Here is a 15888-nt window from a genome sequence, read left to right as displayed (position 1 = left end):
CAGGGGCAGAACGGAACACCGGGACCTTCAGGCACCGCCCCGGCGGGAAACCCAGGCCGGAAGGATTTCGCTGGCGAGGCGCGCGGATTTTTGTCCAGCGGCAAGCTGGCCAAGCGCCATGCCCGACTTGGCCAAGGCGATCGCCTGACGCTTAGGCAGGAGAAGGCCGCATTCCAGCGGCGGCAGGCGCCGCACAATCCGCTGGTAGAACGGGCGGCGATGGTGACGGGACGGAGAAAAGCGGGCGGGCGTCTTGTTGAGAGCGACATATTCGCCGATCTCGTCAATCCAGCCATGCAGCGGCCGCGCACCGGCTTCGACCAGCAGCACCCACTCGCCGCGCACCGACCGCAGGACATCCTTCAGATCCCACTGCACATGGAAGCGGCAGCCGGCAGCATCGGCCACCCGCGACGAGCCGTCGCGAGAGCCGTGATCGAGCACGACCACGTCGCTCACCAGGCCCTCGACCGCCCCGGCCACGAGCACCGAAAGCGTCTGGGCAAGTTCCGCCTCCTGATCGCGGCACTCAAGAATGACTGTCAACATCACCTATCTCTATCGCATCGCACAAACGATTGCCACAGGCTGTTCACTCATTTTGTTCTTGCATTGTTCTCATTTCCGCGGTAGGAATTTAATCATCGAGACGGGGCGGCTGCCCTGCGAGGAGCAAACATGAACGAGCTGTCCCATGTGGTGCAGGCTGCCTTCCAGCCTGCCAATACGGCAGATATTGCCGACGCACTGGTCGCCTCTTCCGGGCTGCGGATCGAGGTGGATCGCCGCCGCGGCCGGGCTGCCGGCATGAACCCGTCCGGGCGCTTCGAGGCCCAGGAACGGGTTGCGCTCGACGACGGCTGGTCGACACTGGAGGACATGCCGCCCTTCCGCACCGAGGTACAGGTGGAACGTCCGCGTAGCGTCATCACCCGCAATGAATCGCCCGACATTCCCTTCGACCGCTCGATCAATCCCTATCGGGGCTGCGAACATGGCTGCATCTACTGCTTCGCCCGCCCGACCCACAGCTATATGGGGCTGTCGGCCGGTCTCGACTTCGAAGCGAAGCTGTTCGCCAAGCCCGACGCGCCGCGGCTTCTCGAACGGGAACTGGCCAAGCCCGGCTACAAGCCGCGCACGATCGCGATCGGTACCAATACCGATCCCTATCAGCCGATCGAGCGGGAATGGCGCATCATGCGCCAGATCCTCGAAGTGCTGAACAAGGCCAACCATCCGGTGGCGATTGTCACCAAGTCGGCGCTCATCCTGCGCGACCTCGACATCCTGTCCTCGATGGCGTCGCGCGGACTTGCCAAGGTGGCCATCTCGGTCACCACGCTCGACCGCAAGCTCGCGCGCACGATGGAGCCGCGGGCGGCCACGCCGACGAAACGGCTGGAAGCGATCCGGGCGCTATCCGAGGCCGGCGTTCCGACCGGCGTACTGATGGCGCCGGTCATTCCGGCGCTCAACGACCATGAAATCGAGCGTGTTCTGGATTCGGCCAAGGCTGCGGGGGCGAACGAGGCCGGTTACGTGCTGCTGCGTCTCCCTTACGAGGTCAGCCCGCTGTTCCGCGACTGGCTGCTGCAGAACTATCCGGATCGTTATCGGCACGTGATGTCGCTGGTACGTTCGATGCGCGGCGGCAAGGATTACGACGCGGAATTCGGCAAGCGCATGAAGGGCGCCGGCCCCTATGCCTGGCAGATCAGTCGCCGCTTCGAGATGGCGACGAAGCGGCTCGGCATGGTTCGCCGCAGCATGCATCTGAGGGACGACCTGTTCGTTCCGCCGGATGGCAGCGGCGTGCAGCTGTCGCTGCTCTGAGACGGTTTTGCGGGCCTTGCCTGGGCCGGTGCTGTTCGGAAGCGCCGGGCCGGCCTGCCCTCAACGGACCAACTCCTGGGGGTGCGTCCCGTCATTTTGCGAAATTTCCGGTGCGGCCCGCCGCCTCGCGCCGGAATACAGGTCCCCGGCTGCCGCCTCGGCGGTCGTCTCCCCTGCCGGCCGCCGATGCCGGGGACTTGCAGGAGATCGGGTGCGCGTGCGATTTCTGCCGCATGAAATCTCGCACGCCACCCGATTCTCCCGATCTGTTTGCCGACCTTTCCGCCGGGCCGAGCTTCGAGTTCGAGCAACTGGCCGAACGACGCGGGCTTTTTCCGGTTGCGGGGACGGACGAAGCCGGACGCGGGCCGCTGGCCGGTCCGGTTGTTGCGGCTGCGGTCATTCTCGACCCCAGGAATACCCCGCCGGGGCTCAACGATTCGAAGAAGCTGTCCGCCGCCCAGCGCGAAAGCCTGTTCGACGCCATCCTCGCAACATCTGTCGTCTCCATCGCGTCATCCTCGCCGCGTCATATCGATCGGCGCGACATCCGCAAGGCGAGCCTCGACGCCATGCGGCGCGCAGTTGCCGGTCTCGCTGTCGCGCCGCGCCATGTGTTGGTCGACGGACGCGATGTGCCGCCAGGCTTGACAGTGAGCACGCAGGCACTGGTGAAAGGTGACTCCCGATCGCTGTCGATTGCCGCGGCTTCGATCGTCGCCAAGGTAATGCGCGACCGCATGATGGCGCGCGCCGGTCTTGTACATCCCGCCTATGGTTTCGAGATCCATGCCGGCTACGGAACCGAGCGTCACCGCAGCGCGATCGCCGTCCATGGCCCCTGCCCGCTGCACCGCATGAGCTTCAGGCCACTGCGTATCGACGACGCCGCCGATTGAGGCAGGGCCCGACATGCGGTCCAACCATCGCCACGCGCCGCGATGTCTTGCCCGACGCCCCGGCAGAGCTGGTGCCGCCACTCGCGAACAAACGCCGCCTCCGCCGACCACCCCGAAGAGGGTCGACAGCCGCCGAGCGGGCAAAGAAAAAGCCCGGTCATAGCCGGGCTTCTTCGTAATCCAGATTGACCTAAAGGCCTCAGTTGAGGCGCGCCTTGACCTCGCCGACAGCGCCCTTGAAGAGCTTGTCCTGCACGGCGGCATCGGTCTTCTTGGCCAGCACGGCTTCCGCCGCTGCGACCGCAAGGTCGACGGCTGCGGCGCGAACCGCGTTCACGGCGTCGGCTTCAGCCTGCTTGATCTTCTGTTCGGAGAGCGCATTGCGGCGCGCCACGAACTCTTCGGTCTTCTGCTTGGCTTCCGCCGTCAGTGCGGCTGCCTCGCGTTCGGCCGCGGCAACAATGCCTGCTGCTTCGGCTTCGGCTTCCTTGCGCTTGCGCTGGTATTCGGCCAGCAGGTGCTGGGCTTCTTCGCGCAGGCGCTTGGCTTCGGCCAGCTCGTCACGGATCTTGTCGGCGCGGGCGTCGAGCGACTTCGCCACCATGCCCGGAACCTTGAGATAGACGACCAGGGCCAGGAACAGGACCAGGCCGACGAAAGCGAAGAATGTTGCGTCGAAATGCATGGATCAAGCTCCCTGCTTGCCGGCTACGCCGCTGACGGCTGCCTTGATGTCGGCTGCGGTCGCCTTGGTGCCGATCAGCTGCTCGACGATCGAACCGACGGTGTCGACGGCGATGGTATCGACCTCGGCGAATGCCTTGGCCTTGATGTCGGCGATGCGGGCTTCGGCTGCGGCAACCTTGCCGGCGAGTTCCGCTTCGACGGCGGCGCGCTCGGCATCTGCCTTTGCCTTGGCATTGTCACGGGCGGTCGCCGCGATCTGCCCGGCCTTGGCCTTGGCAGCGCTGAGCTCGCGCTCGTAGGTCTCGATGGCTGCATCGGCTTCCGACTTCAGCCGACCGGCTTCGTCGAGATCCTGGGCGATCCGGTCATGCCGGTTTTCCAGGATGCCGCCAACGCGCGGTACGATGACCTTCTGCATGAGGATGTAGAAAAGGCCGAACGTGAGCACCAGCCAGAGAAGCTGCGATGCATAGGTCGACTGGTCGAATGGCGGGAAAACGCCACCACCATGCCCTGCGTCGTTGGCAACGCCGGTTTCCGTATGGACTTCGCCCTGTGCGGGGGCTTCTTCCGTATGGACCTGGCCCTCTGCAGGAGCCGCTGCCGCGGGGGTCTGGCCCGAAGCCGGGGTTTCCTCGGCATAGGCGGGGGTCACGAACATGCTCACCTCCAGGTGTATTCTCAAATGCGAAGGATCACGGCCGCCCGGTGGCGAGCCGTGACCCCAAAACCCGGCCGGTATTAGACGGCGAACAGGAGGAGGAGAGCGATGAGCAGCGAGAAGATGCCCAGAGCTTCCGTAACGGCGAAGCCGAATACCAGACGGCCGAACTGGCTGTCAGCGGCAGACGGATTGCGCAGTGCGCCGGACAGGTAGTTGCCGAAGATGTTGCCGAGGCCGAGAGCCGTGCCGGCCATACCAAAGCAAGCCAGACCTGCGCCGATGTACTTTGCTGCTTCCGCTTCCATGATTGATCTCCTTAGAATGGTTGTTGCGGCGAATGACTGACGTCTTCAGACGTCAATGTCGGTGATCCTTAGTGCCCGCCAGGGTGAATTGCGTCGTTGAGGTACATGCAAGTCAGCACCGCGAAGACGTAAGCCTGCAGGAAGGCGACGAGGAACTCGAGACCCGTCAGAGCGACGGTCATGATCAGGGGCAGAATGGCGCCGCCAATGCCCAGCGCGCCCAGGGTTCCAAGCGAGGCGACGAAGCCTGCGAACACCTTGAGCGTAATGTGTCCGGCCAGCATGTTGGCGAACAGACGAATGGAGAGAGAAATCGGACGCGACAGGAACGAGATCACTTCGATCGGTACGACGAGAAGCAGCAGGGCTCCCGGTACGCCCGAGGGCACGAACAGCTTGAGGAAGCCAAAGCCGTGCTTCATGAAACCATAGACCAGCACGGTGCCGATGACGAAGATCGCCAGCGCGAAGGTGACGACGATCTGGCTGGTGATGGTGAAGAAATAGGGCATCATGCCGAGCAGGTTCGCGGTCAGCACGAACATGAACAGCGAGAAGACCATGGGGAAGAATTTCATGCCGTGGCTGCCGGCGCCTTCGCGCAGCATCGAGGCGATGAATTCATAGGACATTTCGGCGACCGACTGGGCGCGGGTCGGGATCAGGCCGCGGCTCGAGGTCGAGAAGTAGAGAAAGGCGGAAGCGCAGGCGACCGTCGCGACCATGAACAGCGAAGCGTTGGTGAACGAAAAATCAATCCCGCCGATCTCGATCGGAACAATCTTCTGGATCTGGAACTGATGAGTCGGATCGTTTGACACCGTCTGGTCTCTTTCGCTTTTAGTCCGCCCGCGAGCGGAGGTCTGCCTGTGTAGCGCTTCGCGGCCCTGATCAGCCGGCGTCGCGCTTATTCTCTGCCTTCGTGCCGCGGTCCGCCGGATGGGGCGTGGCCACCTTTCCCGCAGTCCTCAGCACGTTCAAAACACCGGCACAGAACCCGAGTAACAGGAGCACGATCATGCCCCAGGGCGCAGTACCGACAAAACGGTCGAAAAGATAGCCCAGGATCGCACCAACGACGACGGCAGAGATAAATTCGCTCGAGAGCTTCATGGCCTCGGCGTAACCTTTGCGGTTTCGCTCGGCCCGCTCGTCGGCGGCTTTCTCACCATTCGTCTCGACACCCTTCACCACCAGTTCGGCAGCGAGGCGCCTTCGACGCTCTTCCAGACTTTCCTCACGGTGACCGGTCATGGCTTCCTCCCGTCCTCTCTGCTTTTCTCCAAGCCTCGGAGGGCCTGTCAGCAATGTAGATACGGCAGGATTTGAACCCTTCCAGCCCGTCTTGAAGTCGGGCGCACCATAATTTTGAGCGCCCCCATAGTCAAGGCATTGGAGGGCCAAGTTTCACCACAAATTAACCGCGGAAAATCATAGACTTAAGTCGAAAGCCCCGAATCTTTGCGCAACGCGACCGGCAAAACGGGTCACTTGGCCGCAACGACGGGTATTTTTTGACGGTGGTCAGCTCCAGCCGCCGCCATAGGTCCGGTAGAAGACATGCAGGCCGATGCGGCCGACCTTCTTCATCGTGCGGCCCCAGGCCGGGCGGACGTAGAGCGCATGATAGTGGGTCGCGGACCCGACTTCCTTCAGCCAGATCTTGCCCGCCGTCACGGCGAGCGCCACTTCGCGGGCAACTTTCCAATGATATTCGGAGTTTACCCGATCCTTGATATTGTCGCAGGCAAAGGAAAACTGGCAGCGGTTGCGCCAGTCCTCGTTCTGGTAGACGACGCCACAGATGGTATCAGGATAGGCCGGATTGCGCACGCGATTGAGAATGACCTGAGCGACGGCCGCCTGGCCCTTCACCGATTCGCCGCGCGCCTCGAAGTAGATGCCGGAGGCGAGGCACTGCTGTTCTCGGGGCGAAAACACGGATGGCGGCAGGACGGAGGCGGCCCAGGCATGGTCGTCCGGACCGATCTTCGGCGAGAATCGGCCGGCCTCGGGCTTCTTCGAGAGAATCGCATCGAAGGGCGAGACGCGGGAGAAGTCGGGTTCGGCCGGCGCATAGGCGGTCGCCAGCACGTCCGCGTCACGGTTCGTGACGAGCGAGGCAAGCAATGCCGGCACACCGACATCCGGCGCGGGTTCCGACTTCTTGAAATAGAAGCTCGCCAGTTCGACCGGCTTCGCCTTGGCGCGGGTGAAGGCGGTCAGCTCGTCGGGCACCTTCTTCGGATCCATCAGTGACGAGGTGCGCTGGAGGATCGACCCGGCCGTGAATGCTCTGGGCGGCAGCATCTGCTCGACAGCAACCACCCTGCCCTTCTTCTGGCCTCGGGTCACGCGGTCCTCGTCCGGCAAGGGATTGGTCTCGGCCTTGCCGCCGTCGAACGCGATCTTGCGGCCGTCCGGCAAAAGGATACCACTGTCCTTGTTGAGGGCCGCGGACGCTTCGTCGGAAGAGAAGGCGAGCTCCGCCTGGTGAAGCGAGCCGGCCGGCGATGCGGTCAGCACCATGCGCCAGTTGCTCGTGCCACGGTCGAGGCCGGCAATCAGGCCGGCAAGATCAGCCTGGGCGGCCATGGACGGAAAGGCAAGCCAGGAGGCGAGGCCAAAGACCAGGGGGGACCCCCAACGCTCGAAAAACGAGGCGGACCTTTTCAGCAGACGACTTCTCGAACGCAAAACCGGTACTCCATACCTGACCACGGTTACATTAGAGAAATATCGTCCATTAACCTTGATGCTTGGTTAATGAGCAGACTTCGGATCGGAACTGCACGCGCAAAAAAGCCGCCGGAAGACGGCGGCTTTCTCAACTCTTCGTGAGCGGACGCAGGCTTCAGATGATGACGTGCGATCCCAGCTCCACCACGCGGTTGGCCGGCAGACGGAAATAGTCGGACGGATCGGCCGCGGCATTGGCGAGGCTAATGTAGAGCCGGTCCTGCCAGTAGGGCATGCCCGACTTCGCATCCGGCACCAGCTTGCGACGGCCGAGATAGAAGGAGGTCGACATGATGTCGAACTTCAGGCCGCCGCGGCGCAGATTGGCAAGCGCCTTCGACACGTTCTGCGTTTCCATGAAGCCGAAGCGGATCTCGACCCGGCTGAACCGCTCGGACAGCGTCTCGACCACGAAGCGCTCTTCCGCCGTGGCGCGCGGACGGTTCACCGTCTTGATGGTCAGGATGATGTTGCGCTCGTGCAGAACGTGGTTGTGCTTCAGATTGTGCAGCAGAGCCGCGGGCGCGGTTTCCGGGTCGCTGGTGAGGAAGATCGCCGTCCCCACGACCGCGGCCGGAGCATGGTCGCTCTTCTTCTCGACCGAGGTGATGAAGGGCAGCAGCGGCACGTCGGCGTGACGGGTCTTGGCAAACAGGATGGCCGTGCCGCGGCGCCAGGTCCACATGACGATGGTGAAGCCGGCGGCGAACAGCACCGGCACATAACCGCCGTCGTGCACCTTCAGCATGTTGGCGCCGAGGAAGACCAGTTCCAGTGCGAAGAGAGGCAGGAGCAGCACGAGCGCCGTCGTCGCCGACCACTTCCAGCGGGTGCGAACGAAGCGGAAGGCCATGATCGTCGTGACCACCATCGCACCGGTGACTGAGATGCCATAGGCGGTGGCGAGCGCTTCGGAGCTCTGGAACAGCATGACGAGCGCGAGCACGCCGATCAGCAGCAGGGTATTGACCGACGGCAGGTAGATCTGGCCTGTGTGCTTCTCCGAGGTGAAGAGGATCTGCATGCGCGGCAGGAAGCCGAGATGGATCGCCTGGCGCACGAGCGAAAAGGCACCGGTGATGACCGCCTGGCTGGCGATGATGGTGGCGAAGGTCGCCAGGATTACCACCGGCAGCAGCGCCCATTCCGGGAACATCAGGAAGAAGGGATCCGACGCGGCTTCAGGATGGTTGAGCACCATGGCGCCCTGGCCGAGATAGTTCAGCACCAGGGCCGGGAAGACGAGCACGAACCAGGCCCACTGGATCGGCTTGCGGCCGAAATGGCCAAGGTCGGCGTAGAGGGCTTCCGCACCGGTCACCGTCAGAAAGACGGCACCGAGCACGACAATGCCGAGGAAACCCTCGCGCATCAGGAACTGCACGGCATGCCAGGGATTGAACGCGGCCAGGATGCCGAAATCCTCGGAGATGTGCACGATGCCGCCGAGCGCCATGACGAGGAACCAGATCGCCGTGATCGGTCCGAAGAACCTGGCGACGGCACCCGTTCCACGAGACTGCACGGCAAACAGCGCGATCAGGATCACCACGGAAATCGGCACGATGTAGCCATCGAACTGCGGCGTCACCAGCTTGAGACCTTCGACGGCCGAAAGCACAGAGAGGGCCGGCGTAATCATCGAGTCGCCGAGGAAGAGCGCCGCCCCGACCAGACCGAGGATCATCAATACAGCGCCATGTCCGCCGACATTCTTGGACAGGAGCGCCAGAAGCGACAGCGTGCCACCTTCGCCTTCGTTGTCGGCGCGCAACAGGAAGAGCACGTATTTCAGGGTGACGATGATCGTCAGCGTCCAGATGATCAGCGAAATGAGGCCGATCACCTCTTCACGCATGATGCCGCCGTCGGCGATCGGCTTCAGAGCCTCGCGAAAGGCATAGAGCGGGCTCGTACCGATATCGCCGTAGACGACACCGACGGAGCCGAGCGCCAACCCGAACAGGCCGTGCAGGCCCTTCTGTGGTTCCGGAGTTTCACAGTTCTCTTGGGTCATGGGATCACAGGCTCGTCAGAGCCAGCCTTTCCAGCGGAATAACAGGAAGGGAATGACGGCGGACAGGAGCATCGCGACCAACGCGAAGCCATATCCAAAGGTCCATTCCAACTCGGGCATGAGGTGGAAGTTCATCCCGTAGATCGAAGCGACCAGCGTCGGCGGCAGGAAGACCACGGAAGCGATCGAGAAGATCTTGATGATGGCATTCTGCTCGACGTTGATGAGACCAAGCGAGGCGTCGAGCAGGAAAGTGATGTTGTTCGAGACGAAGGCAGCGTGCTCGGACAGCGACTGGATGTCGTGGGCGACGATGCCGCAAAGCTCGTCCGCCTCACGGTCCTCGCGAACCTTCGGCAGGGAGCGCAGGAAGGCCACCATGCGGGACAGCGAGACGAGGCTGTCACGCGCCTTGCTGACCAGCCGGTGATGGGCGGCGATGTCGAGAAGCTTGTCCTCCAGGAAACGCGGCGGACGACGCTTGGCCACCTTGCGATCCACGAAGACAGTCGCGGAAAGCTCGTCGATGCGGGCGACGCCGGCTTCAAGCACCTCCGCCGTACGATCGACGATCGTCTCCAGAAGGCGCGCGAGAAGTTCCGCACCGGAGCGGTACTTGCCCGGCATACGCAATAGCGCGGCGCTGAACAGGGCAAAGGCGCGCGGTTCGGCATAGCGAATGGTCACCAGGCGATGGCCGGCCAGGATGAAGGCGACGTCGGTGATTTCCGGCAGGTCGCTTTCGGCCTTCCAGACGAGCGACCCGGTCATATAAACGCCACCTTCTTCGACATAAAGACGGCTGGAAGGTTCGATGTCCTTGAGGTCTTCGCGGGTCGGCAGAGGGATTCCCAGAAGCTTCTCGACGAGGGCTTCCTCGGCAAGGTCCGGATTGATGAGGTCAAGCCAAAGACTATCGGCCTCGAGCGCCTGTCGCGGCTCGGCGGCATTGATGATCTCGGCCCTTCCATCCAGGTGGTAGGCTCTGATCAAGTTGCAGACACTTTCATAGCGCCCTCAGGGTCCGTTTCGGCGCGCGAGACAAACACCTCTTCAGAAAAAAAAGCAAGCAGCATTTCGCAGCAGCGAAAAATGCGGGCAGAGCGAGCCCGACCTCCAGCCCAAAAAAGGCCCGTTTCCGGTCGTCGTCCGCTTGATCTGGATCAAAGCGACGCTGCCTTCGCGTCATACTATTCGAGCCGTCGGGGCTGGGAACCGATGGAGGATGCAATGAACGACAAGTCGTCCAATTTTCTTCCGAATCTTTGGTCTGACAATCCCTTTGCCGATCTGCGCAAGGAGATGGATCAGGCGCTCGAAAGCTTCTTCGGCAAACGAGGCTTGCCGGGTGAGGCAGAGGGCGAAAAATTCATGGCGCCGTCGATAGACGTCGCCGAAAATGAGAGTTCAATCACGCTTACCGCGGAACTGCCAGGCATTTCCGAGGAGGATGTCGACCTTTCGATCCACAACGGCGTTCTCACCCTGAAGGGCGAGAAGAAGATGGAGAAGAAGGACGACAAGGACAATTATCACGTCGTCGAGCGGCGCTATGGCAGCTTCCAGCGATCCATGCGCCTGCCGTCCAGCGTCGATGAAGCGGCCGTCGCCGCGAAGTTCGACAAGGGCGTGCTGACGGTCACCATGCCGAAGAAGCCGGGAACGGCTCCTGTCGAGCGCAAGATCGCGATCGAAAAACAACAATAGATCGCGCAATCCCGCCGCCCCTATCCGCCTGGGGGCGGCGGTCGATTTTTCAGGCGGCGGTTACTTTCCCGGATCTTATTCGAAGACGATCGACGGCGCAGCGCGACCGGCGCGGGCTTGCACTTCCTTCCAGACCTTGGTGGCAATGTCACGATAGACCAGCGCCTGCGGCCCCTCCGGGTCGGAAACGACAACCGGCGTGCCGGCGTCGGAGGTCTCACGGATGGCGATCGTCAGCGGAACTTCGCCAAGGAAGGGTACCCCGATCGTCTCCGCCTCGGCTCGCGCGCCACCATGACCGAAAATGTCATAGCGATTGCCGGTGTCAGGCGCGATGAAGTAGCTCATGTTCTCGACAATGCCCAACACCGGCACCTCGACCTTGTTGAACATGTTGAGGCCCTTGCGGGCATCGATGAGTGCGAGATCCTGCGGGGTCGAGACTATGACTGCGCCCGAGAGCGGAACCTGCTGGGCCATGGTGAGCTGAGCATCGCCCGTGCCGGGCGGCATGTCGACCACCAGAACGTCGAGATCGCCCCAGGCGACTTCACGCAGCATCTGCATCAATGCCGACTGGACCATGGGGCCACGCCAGATCATGGCGGTTCCCTCATCGACGAGGAAGCCCATCGACATCGCCTTGATGCCGTAGTTTTCCATCGGCACGATGATGCGGTTCTCGATCTGCTGGGGACGGCCGCTGATGCCGAGCAGGCGCGGCATGGACGGTCCGTAGACATCCGCATCCAGAATGCCGACCTTCAGACCGTTGGCCTTCATGGCGAGAGCGAGATTGACGGCGGTGGTGGATTTGCCGACCCCGCCCTTGCCCGAGGCCACGGCAATGATCGCGCCAATTCCCGGAATGGTCTGCTTTCCTGGTCGTGACCCGCTCGGCGCGGGGGCGTGGCTGTGGCCATGGGAATGGGCAGGCGCAGACGCCTGAGGCCGGGGCGGCGGAGTAGAACCCGCCTTGCGTTCCGCTGTCAGGCTGACGAGCGCTCCCTTCACGCCCGGCATGGCCTTGACCGCCCGTTCGGCGGCCTGCCTCAGCGGCTCGAGAGCATCGGCGCGATCGGAGGGCACGGTGATGGAAAAATAGACCTTGCTGTCCGAAATGAAGACGTCGGAGACGAGACCGAGGCTGACGATGTCGCCCTCGAGATCCGGGCCGCGAATGGCCCTCAGGGCCTCCATAACCTGCTCTTTCGTGACTGCGCTCATACCACCCTCTCGCGATGCGACCCCAAAACCGGGGCGTCGGAGTCTAGATAGTGGACACGGCAGGCTTCGCCAACCCGAAAAGCTTGGCGGACATGGTCGTGGGTTGCGACCAAATCGCCCGGGGGGGGGGACGGCGTGAGAATCCGGTCGACAAAAAAGGAAAGCCGCCGGCCGCGACGTCCGGAGTGGCGGACGTCAGCAGCGGCGGCTTGCCTTTGTCGCACCCTTTGCGGGTGCTGGCAGCGTCCCCTCTGGACTTCTTATTCAAATGCAGAAACCGTGCCAACTTGCGCGCCGCAGCTAATTATAGCCTATTTTCAAAGACTTAACGCAAAACAAGCCGCTTCGGATGCTTTTCGACGGTCATTCTCCCTGCCTTCGTTTTGTGCGGCGCAGCAGGCGGCGCGCAAAAATCAGGCAATGGAGGTTGGCAACTGCCCGGCAATGTAGTCATCGAGACGATCCGGATCGAAGAGGCCGCGATCGAAGAAGCCGTCCGGCCCGAGGACCATCCGGTCATTGGCGGCGCCGACGTCACGGGCTTCCGGCAAGGCGCCCTCGACCTTGAGGTTGGCGCCCGGCATGGGCGCGAAGACAGGCTTCAGGGCCTTGCGATAGAGATCGGGGCGGTAGCTGTCGCGGGCGATCGCCACATGGAGCGGATGGTGGGCGCAATCGCCCCAGCGCACCATCTGGCTGTAGAACCACAGGGCGTGGCTCTGCCAGGGAAAGGTCGCGGCATTCTTCTCGAACTGGACGAAATCGGTCGTGGCCACCACGCGGCCCGCTTCGACACCCAGGATGCCGGTCAGGCCCGGCAGCAGCAGTTCCCCCCGCACATCGAGATATTGCCGGGCGGCGAGTATGCCGGCCAGTTCCTCGATGTTGGCGGGATTGGCGCACCATTGCGCGGCCCTGTAGAGCGCGCGCAGCAGGGCCTGCAGCAGAAGAGGATTTGCCTCGACCCAAGGCCCCGACAAGCCCAGAACCTTGTCCGGGCCGGACCGCCATATCGCCGAGGTCGTGGTAACGATGCAGGCCTGCCCGCGCTCCACAGCGAGGCTCGCCCATGGCTCGCCGACGCAGCAGCCGTCGATCGCACCGTTTGACAGCGCGACCGGCACCGGCGCCGGTTCACCGGAAATGGTCTCGACATCGCCGATCGGGTGGATGCCGCTGGCGGCCAGCCAGTAACGCAAGGCAAGATTGGCGCCGGAGAGGCGGTGGCCGACGGCGAGGCGCAGTCTCGGCGATCCGATCGCTCGCCGCCGACGCACGACCGCGGCAAGTGCTGCTCCCGCTTGTGCCGGATCGAGGTCATCGGAAAGGCCGACTTCCTTCATCTCGTCGTGGATGGGGCCAGCGATGACGATCGCGTTGCCGCCGAGCCCGAGCGCCATCGGCGCGACCATCGGCACGGCGAGCGGCGCAAGTCCGAGATTGGATCCTACGAGCAACGGACCGGGCATCTGCGCGCCGGCAAACTGGCCCATGAGGACGCGGTCTCGCACCTGCGTCCACGATGCCTCGCGCACCAGCCTCAGATCAAGGTTCTCGTCGCTGGCGAAGCCTCTTTCGACGGCGACCACCAGGATGGCGCTGTCGAGCAGCGGAAGGAAGCCGAGGGTGATCTGCGGTCGGTTCGGCATCCGACGGCGGTCGCGCCTACTTGATGAGCCCGAGCCGCAGCGCCTTGGCGACCGCCTGCGTCCGGTTCACCGTATCGAGCTTCTTGGTGGCACGGTTGAGATAGTGGTTGATGGTGTGTTCCGACAGCCCGAGGATTTCCGCGATCTCGACGCTGGTCTTACCCGCTGCGGTCCAGTTCAGGCAATCGATCTCGCGCTCCGTCAGCATGTCGGTGGCGCGGTTGTCGAGTTCGCGTATCTCGGCCAGGCGGTTGTAGACGTGAACCGACAGATACATGAGTTCGATCATCTCGGCCGGCGTGAAGAGCGCACGATCGCCGGCGAAGGAGACGGCGCCGCGCATGCCGGATGCATCGTGAACCGGGAAATAGGCGCCGCGGGGCATGCGGAAGCGCTCGAACAGGGAACGAGAGAGTTCCGTCGTCTGCGCGTCGCGCTGCTTGGCGACGTGGGCGATGTCATAGGTGAAGGGCGCAGTCGCGGTGCGCAGGCGCGTGAGGATCGGGCTGGTGGGCAAAAGCGCGGTCTGGTCGAATTCGGAGAGCAGATCCGCGGGCCAGTTGGTAATGATCGAACTGCTGGAAAGGTCCAGCGAGGTCGCAGAAGGAAGGTTCAGCACCATGAATGCGCGCGCACCATAGTTCTCTGTCAGCCGCTTCATGAAACGGAAGACGTCGAACTGGGTCTTGAACCCGCTGATATCGGCGACGTAACCGGCAATCCGGTCCGCACCGTCAGTTTCATTCACACTCATCGGATAAATTTTCTTCGCAAGACCCCAAAATCAGCAAGCGACAAATTCTTCTCCCCGTTCCGAACCCGCACTCAACGAATCTCTGCCAACGGTTGCAACACCGGCAATATTCCCTCTTGAAGCACGTTCGGACCACGCATGACAATCGTCAAACTAAAGCCGCCCTCTGGCGTTTCCCCCTGCGTGCCACGCGGCTTGCCGCGGCCAGTCTTTTTTCCGATACCGAAAAGGAAGAGCTTTATCGACTGCAATGTGCCGGCAGTCCCGATCCCCGTCGAATCCGGTCTGCCATGGGTTGGGACAATAGCCGCAGATTCGCGTAACAGTCCAGCAGCCAACTTTATTTTACGGTAAACCCCTGCCAATAAGGGGCTCACAGCCTTACGCACTGCAAAAAGGCCTAGACCAGGGAGCGGACATGGCGTCACAACATTCGTTTGCCGGCAGCATTCTCGACGAGGAGCGCCTGGAGCTCGGCGAGGGACCGACCTATGACCCGGTGGCGAACTGCCTCTGGTGGTTCGACATCATGGGGCGGAGCCTGAAGCAACACGACCTCGCAGACGGAACGACGCGTTCGCATGCCCTGCCCTTCATGGGTAGCGTGATCGCCCGGATCGACGGCAAGCGTCACCTGATCGCCTCCGATCAGGGAATTTTCCTGCGCGATTCGGCGACCGGCGACCTCAGCCTTTACGCAGAGCTGGAGCCGGCGAGCCGCGGGACCCGCTCCAACGACGGCCGGCTGCATCCGAGCGGCACATTGTGGATCGGCACGATGGGCAAGACCGCAGCAACCGGCGCCGGCGCGATCTACCACGTGGCGGGAACGACCGTGACGCGGATCTTCGATGCGGTCAGCATTCCGAACGCGATCTGCTTCTCTCCCGATGGTTCGGTCGGATATTTCACCGACTCCAAGGTCAACCAGTTGATGCGCGTGCCGGTCGATCCGGGCACCGGCCTGCCGACCGGTCCCGCCTCCGTTCTCGTCGACGGCCGCGACATGCCGGGCGTCTTCGACGGCTCGGTCTGCGACGCCGACGGCCATATCTGGAACGCACGCTGGGACGGCGGCTGCCTCGACCGCTATGATGCGCAAGGGAACCATATTGCACGCTATGCCATGCCGGCGCGGCGCGTCACCTGCCCCGCCTTCTTCGGCAGAAACGCGGACCGGCTGATGGTCACCTCCTGCTGGGAGGGGCTCGACGCGGCGGGACGCAAGGCCGACAACCTGGCCGGCGCGACCTTCGAACTCGGCATCGAGGTCAAGGGGCGGATCGAGCCGGCGTTCCACCTCTGACGACTTGAGAAACCGGACCGCGGCGGAGGCATTGATTACCACCGCGATCCTAATAGGCTGAAAATGTTCCCTCTTGCGGCAAAAATAAACCTTGCCGC

General features: G+C 62.9%; 16 protein-coding genes. 4 read left to right on the top strand and 12 right to left on the bottom strand.

Going from position 1 to position 15888, the window contains the following annotated elements:
• Positions 1–27 precede the first annotated feature (27 nt).
• The gene (locus tag ACX93L_RS10925; RefSeq protein ID WP_459404859.1) at positions 28–549 is read right to left on the bottom strand and encodes a glycosyl transferase; all 522 of its coding nucleotides are present in this window, start codon (positions 547–549) and stop codon (positions 28–30) included.
• A 129-nt stretch (positions 550–678) separates the two neighbouring features.
• Here ACX93L_RS10925 and ACX93L_RS10920 point away from each other — a divergent pair, with 129 nt between their 5' ends.
• Both ACX93L_RS10920 and ACX93L_RS10915 read left to right on the top strand, forming a co-directional pair.
• A complete protein-coding gene (locus ACX93L_RS10920) occupies positions 679–1836 on the top strand; it encodes a PA0069 family radical SAM protein (RefSeq protein ID WP_459404858.1) in 1158 nt (385 codons plus the stop codon).
• A gap of 233 nt (positions 1837–2069) precedes the next feature.
• Positions 2070–2735, top strand: a complete 666-nt coding sequence (locus tag ACX93L_RS10915; protein WP_459404857.1) for a ribonuclease HII — start codon at positions 2070–2072, stop codon at positions 2733–2735.
• A 199-nt stretch (positions 2736–2934) separates the two neighbouring features.
• Here the strand turns inward: ACX93L_RS10915 and ACX93L_RS10910 are convergent, their stop codons facing one another.
• From ACX93L_RS10910 to ACX93L_RS10875, 8 genes are all read right to left on the bottom strand, one after another.
• Complete coding sequence (locus ACX93L_RS10910) at positions 2935–3420, bottom strand: F0F1 ATP synthase subunit B (protein WP_459404856.1); 486 nt, start codon at positions 3418–3420, stop codon at positions 2935–2937.
• A gap of 3 nt (positions 3421–3423) precedes the next feature.
• Positions 3424–4083 (bottom strand): F0F1 ATP synthase subunit B, encoded by a 660-nt coding sequence (locus tag ACX93L_RS10905; protein WP_459404855.1) that lies wholly within the window; start codon positions 4081–4083, stop codon positions 3424–3426.
• Between the two features lie 80 nt (positions 4084–4163).
• Positions 4164–4391, bottom strand: a complete 228-nt coding sequence (locus ACX93L_RS10900; protein WP_006466154.1) for a F0F1 ATP synthase subunit C — start codon at positions 4389–4391, stop codon at positions 4164–4166.
• Between the two features lie 68 nt (positions 4392–4459).
• Positions 4460–5212 (bottom strand): F0F1 ATP synthase subunit A, encoded by a 753-nt coding sequence (locus ACX93L_RS10895; RefSeq protein ID WP_028736801.1) that lies wholly within the window; start codon positions 5210–5212, stop codon positions 4460–4462.
• A 70-nt stretch (positions 5213–5282) separates the two neighbouring features.
• A complete protein-coding gene (locus ACX93L_RS10890; RefSeq protein WP_459404854.1) occupies positions 5283–5645 on the bottom strand; it encodes an AtpZ/AtpI family protein in 363 nt (120 codons plus the stop codon).
• Positions 5646–5915: 270 nt separating this feature from the next.
• Complete coding sequence (locus tag ACX93L_RS10885) at positions 5916–6986, bottom strand: cell wall hydrolase (protein WP_459404853.1); 1071 nt, start codon at positions 6984–6986, stop codon at positions 5916–5918.
• A gap of 259 nt (positions 6987–7245) precedes the next feature.
• Complete coding sequence (locus ACX93L_RS10880) at positions 7246–9147, bottom strand: potassium transporter Kup (RefSeq protein WP_459404852.1); 1902 nt, start codon at positions 9145–9147, stop codon at positions 7246–7248.
• A 15-nt stretch (positions 9148–9162) separates the two neighbouring features.
• Complete coding sequence (locus ACX93L_RS10875) at positions 9163–10140, bottom strand: magnesium transporter CorA family protein (protein WP_459404851.1); 978 nt, start codon at positions 10138–10140, stop codon at positions 9163–9165.
• Between the two features lie 99 nt (positions 10141–10239).
• Between ACX93L_RS10875 and ACX93L_RS10870 the strand changes: the two genes are divergently transcribed.
• Entirely contained in the window at positions 10240–10854 is a 615-nt protein-coding gene (locus ACX93L_RS10870; protein ID WP_459405369.1) for an Hsp20/alpha crystallin family protein, read from the top strand.
• A gap of 75 nt (positions 10855–10929) precedes the next feature.
• On the opposite strand, the gene ACX93L_RS10865 is transcribed toward ACX93L_RS10870, so the two are convergent.
• From ACX93L_RS10865 to ACX93L_RS10855, 3 genes are all read right to left on the bottom strand, one after another.
• Positions 10930–12081: an Mrp/NBP35 family ATP-binding protein gene (locus tag ACX93L_RS10865; RefSeq protein WP_459404850.1), complete on the bottom strand. Its 1152-nt coding sequence runs from the start codon at positions 12079–12081 to the stop codon at positions 10930–10932.
• A gap of 413 nt (positions 12082–12494) precedes the next feature.
• The gene (locus ACX93L_RS10860; RefSeq protein WP_459404849.1) at positions 12495–13730 is read right to left on the bottom strand and encodes a CmpA/NrtA family ABC transporter substrate-binding protein; all 1236 of its coding nucleotides are present in this window, start codon (positions 13728–13730) and stop codon (positions 12495–12497) included.
• A gap of 16 nt (positions 13731–13746) precedes the next feature.
• Entirely contained in the window at positions 13747–14484 is a 738-nt protein-coding gene (locus ACX93L_RS10855; RefSeq protein WP_459404848.1) for a helix-turn-helix transcriptional regulator, read from the bottom strand.
• A gap of 418 nt (positions 14485–14902) precedes the next feature.
• On the opposite strand from ACX93L_RS10855, the gene ACX93L_RS10850 reads away from it, so the two are divergent.
• On the top strand, positions 14903–15790 hold the full coding sequence (locus tag ACX93L_RS10850; protein ID WP_459404847.1) for an SMP-30/gluconolactonase/LRE family protein: 888 nt from the start codon (positions 14903–14905) through the stop codon (positions 15788–15790).
• The last annotated feature ends 98 nt before the right edge of the window (positions 15791–15888 follow it).

This window comes from Rhizobium sp. CAU 1783 (genome assembly GCF_054551725.1).
Note: the sequence above shows the minus strand (reverse complement) of the source record. Positions and strands in the feature narration are given on the sequence as shown.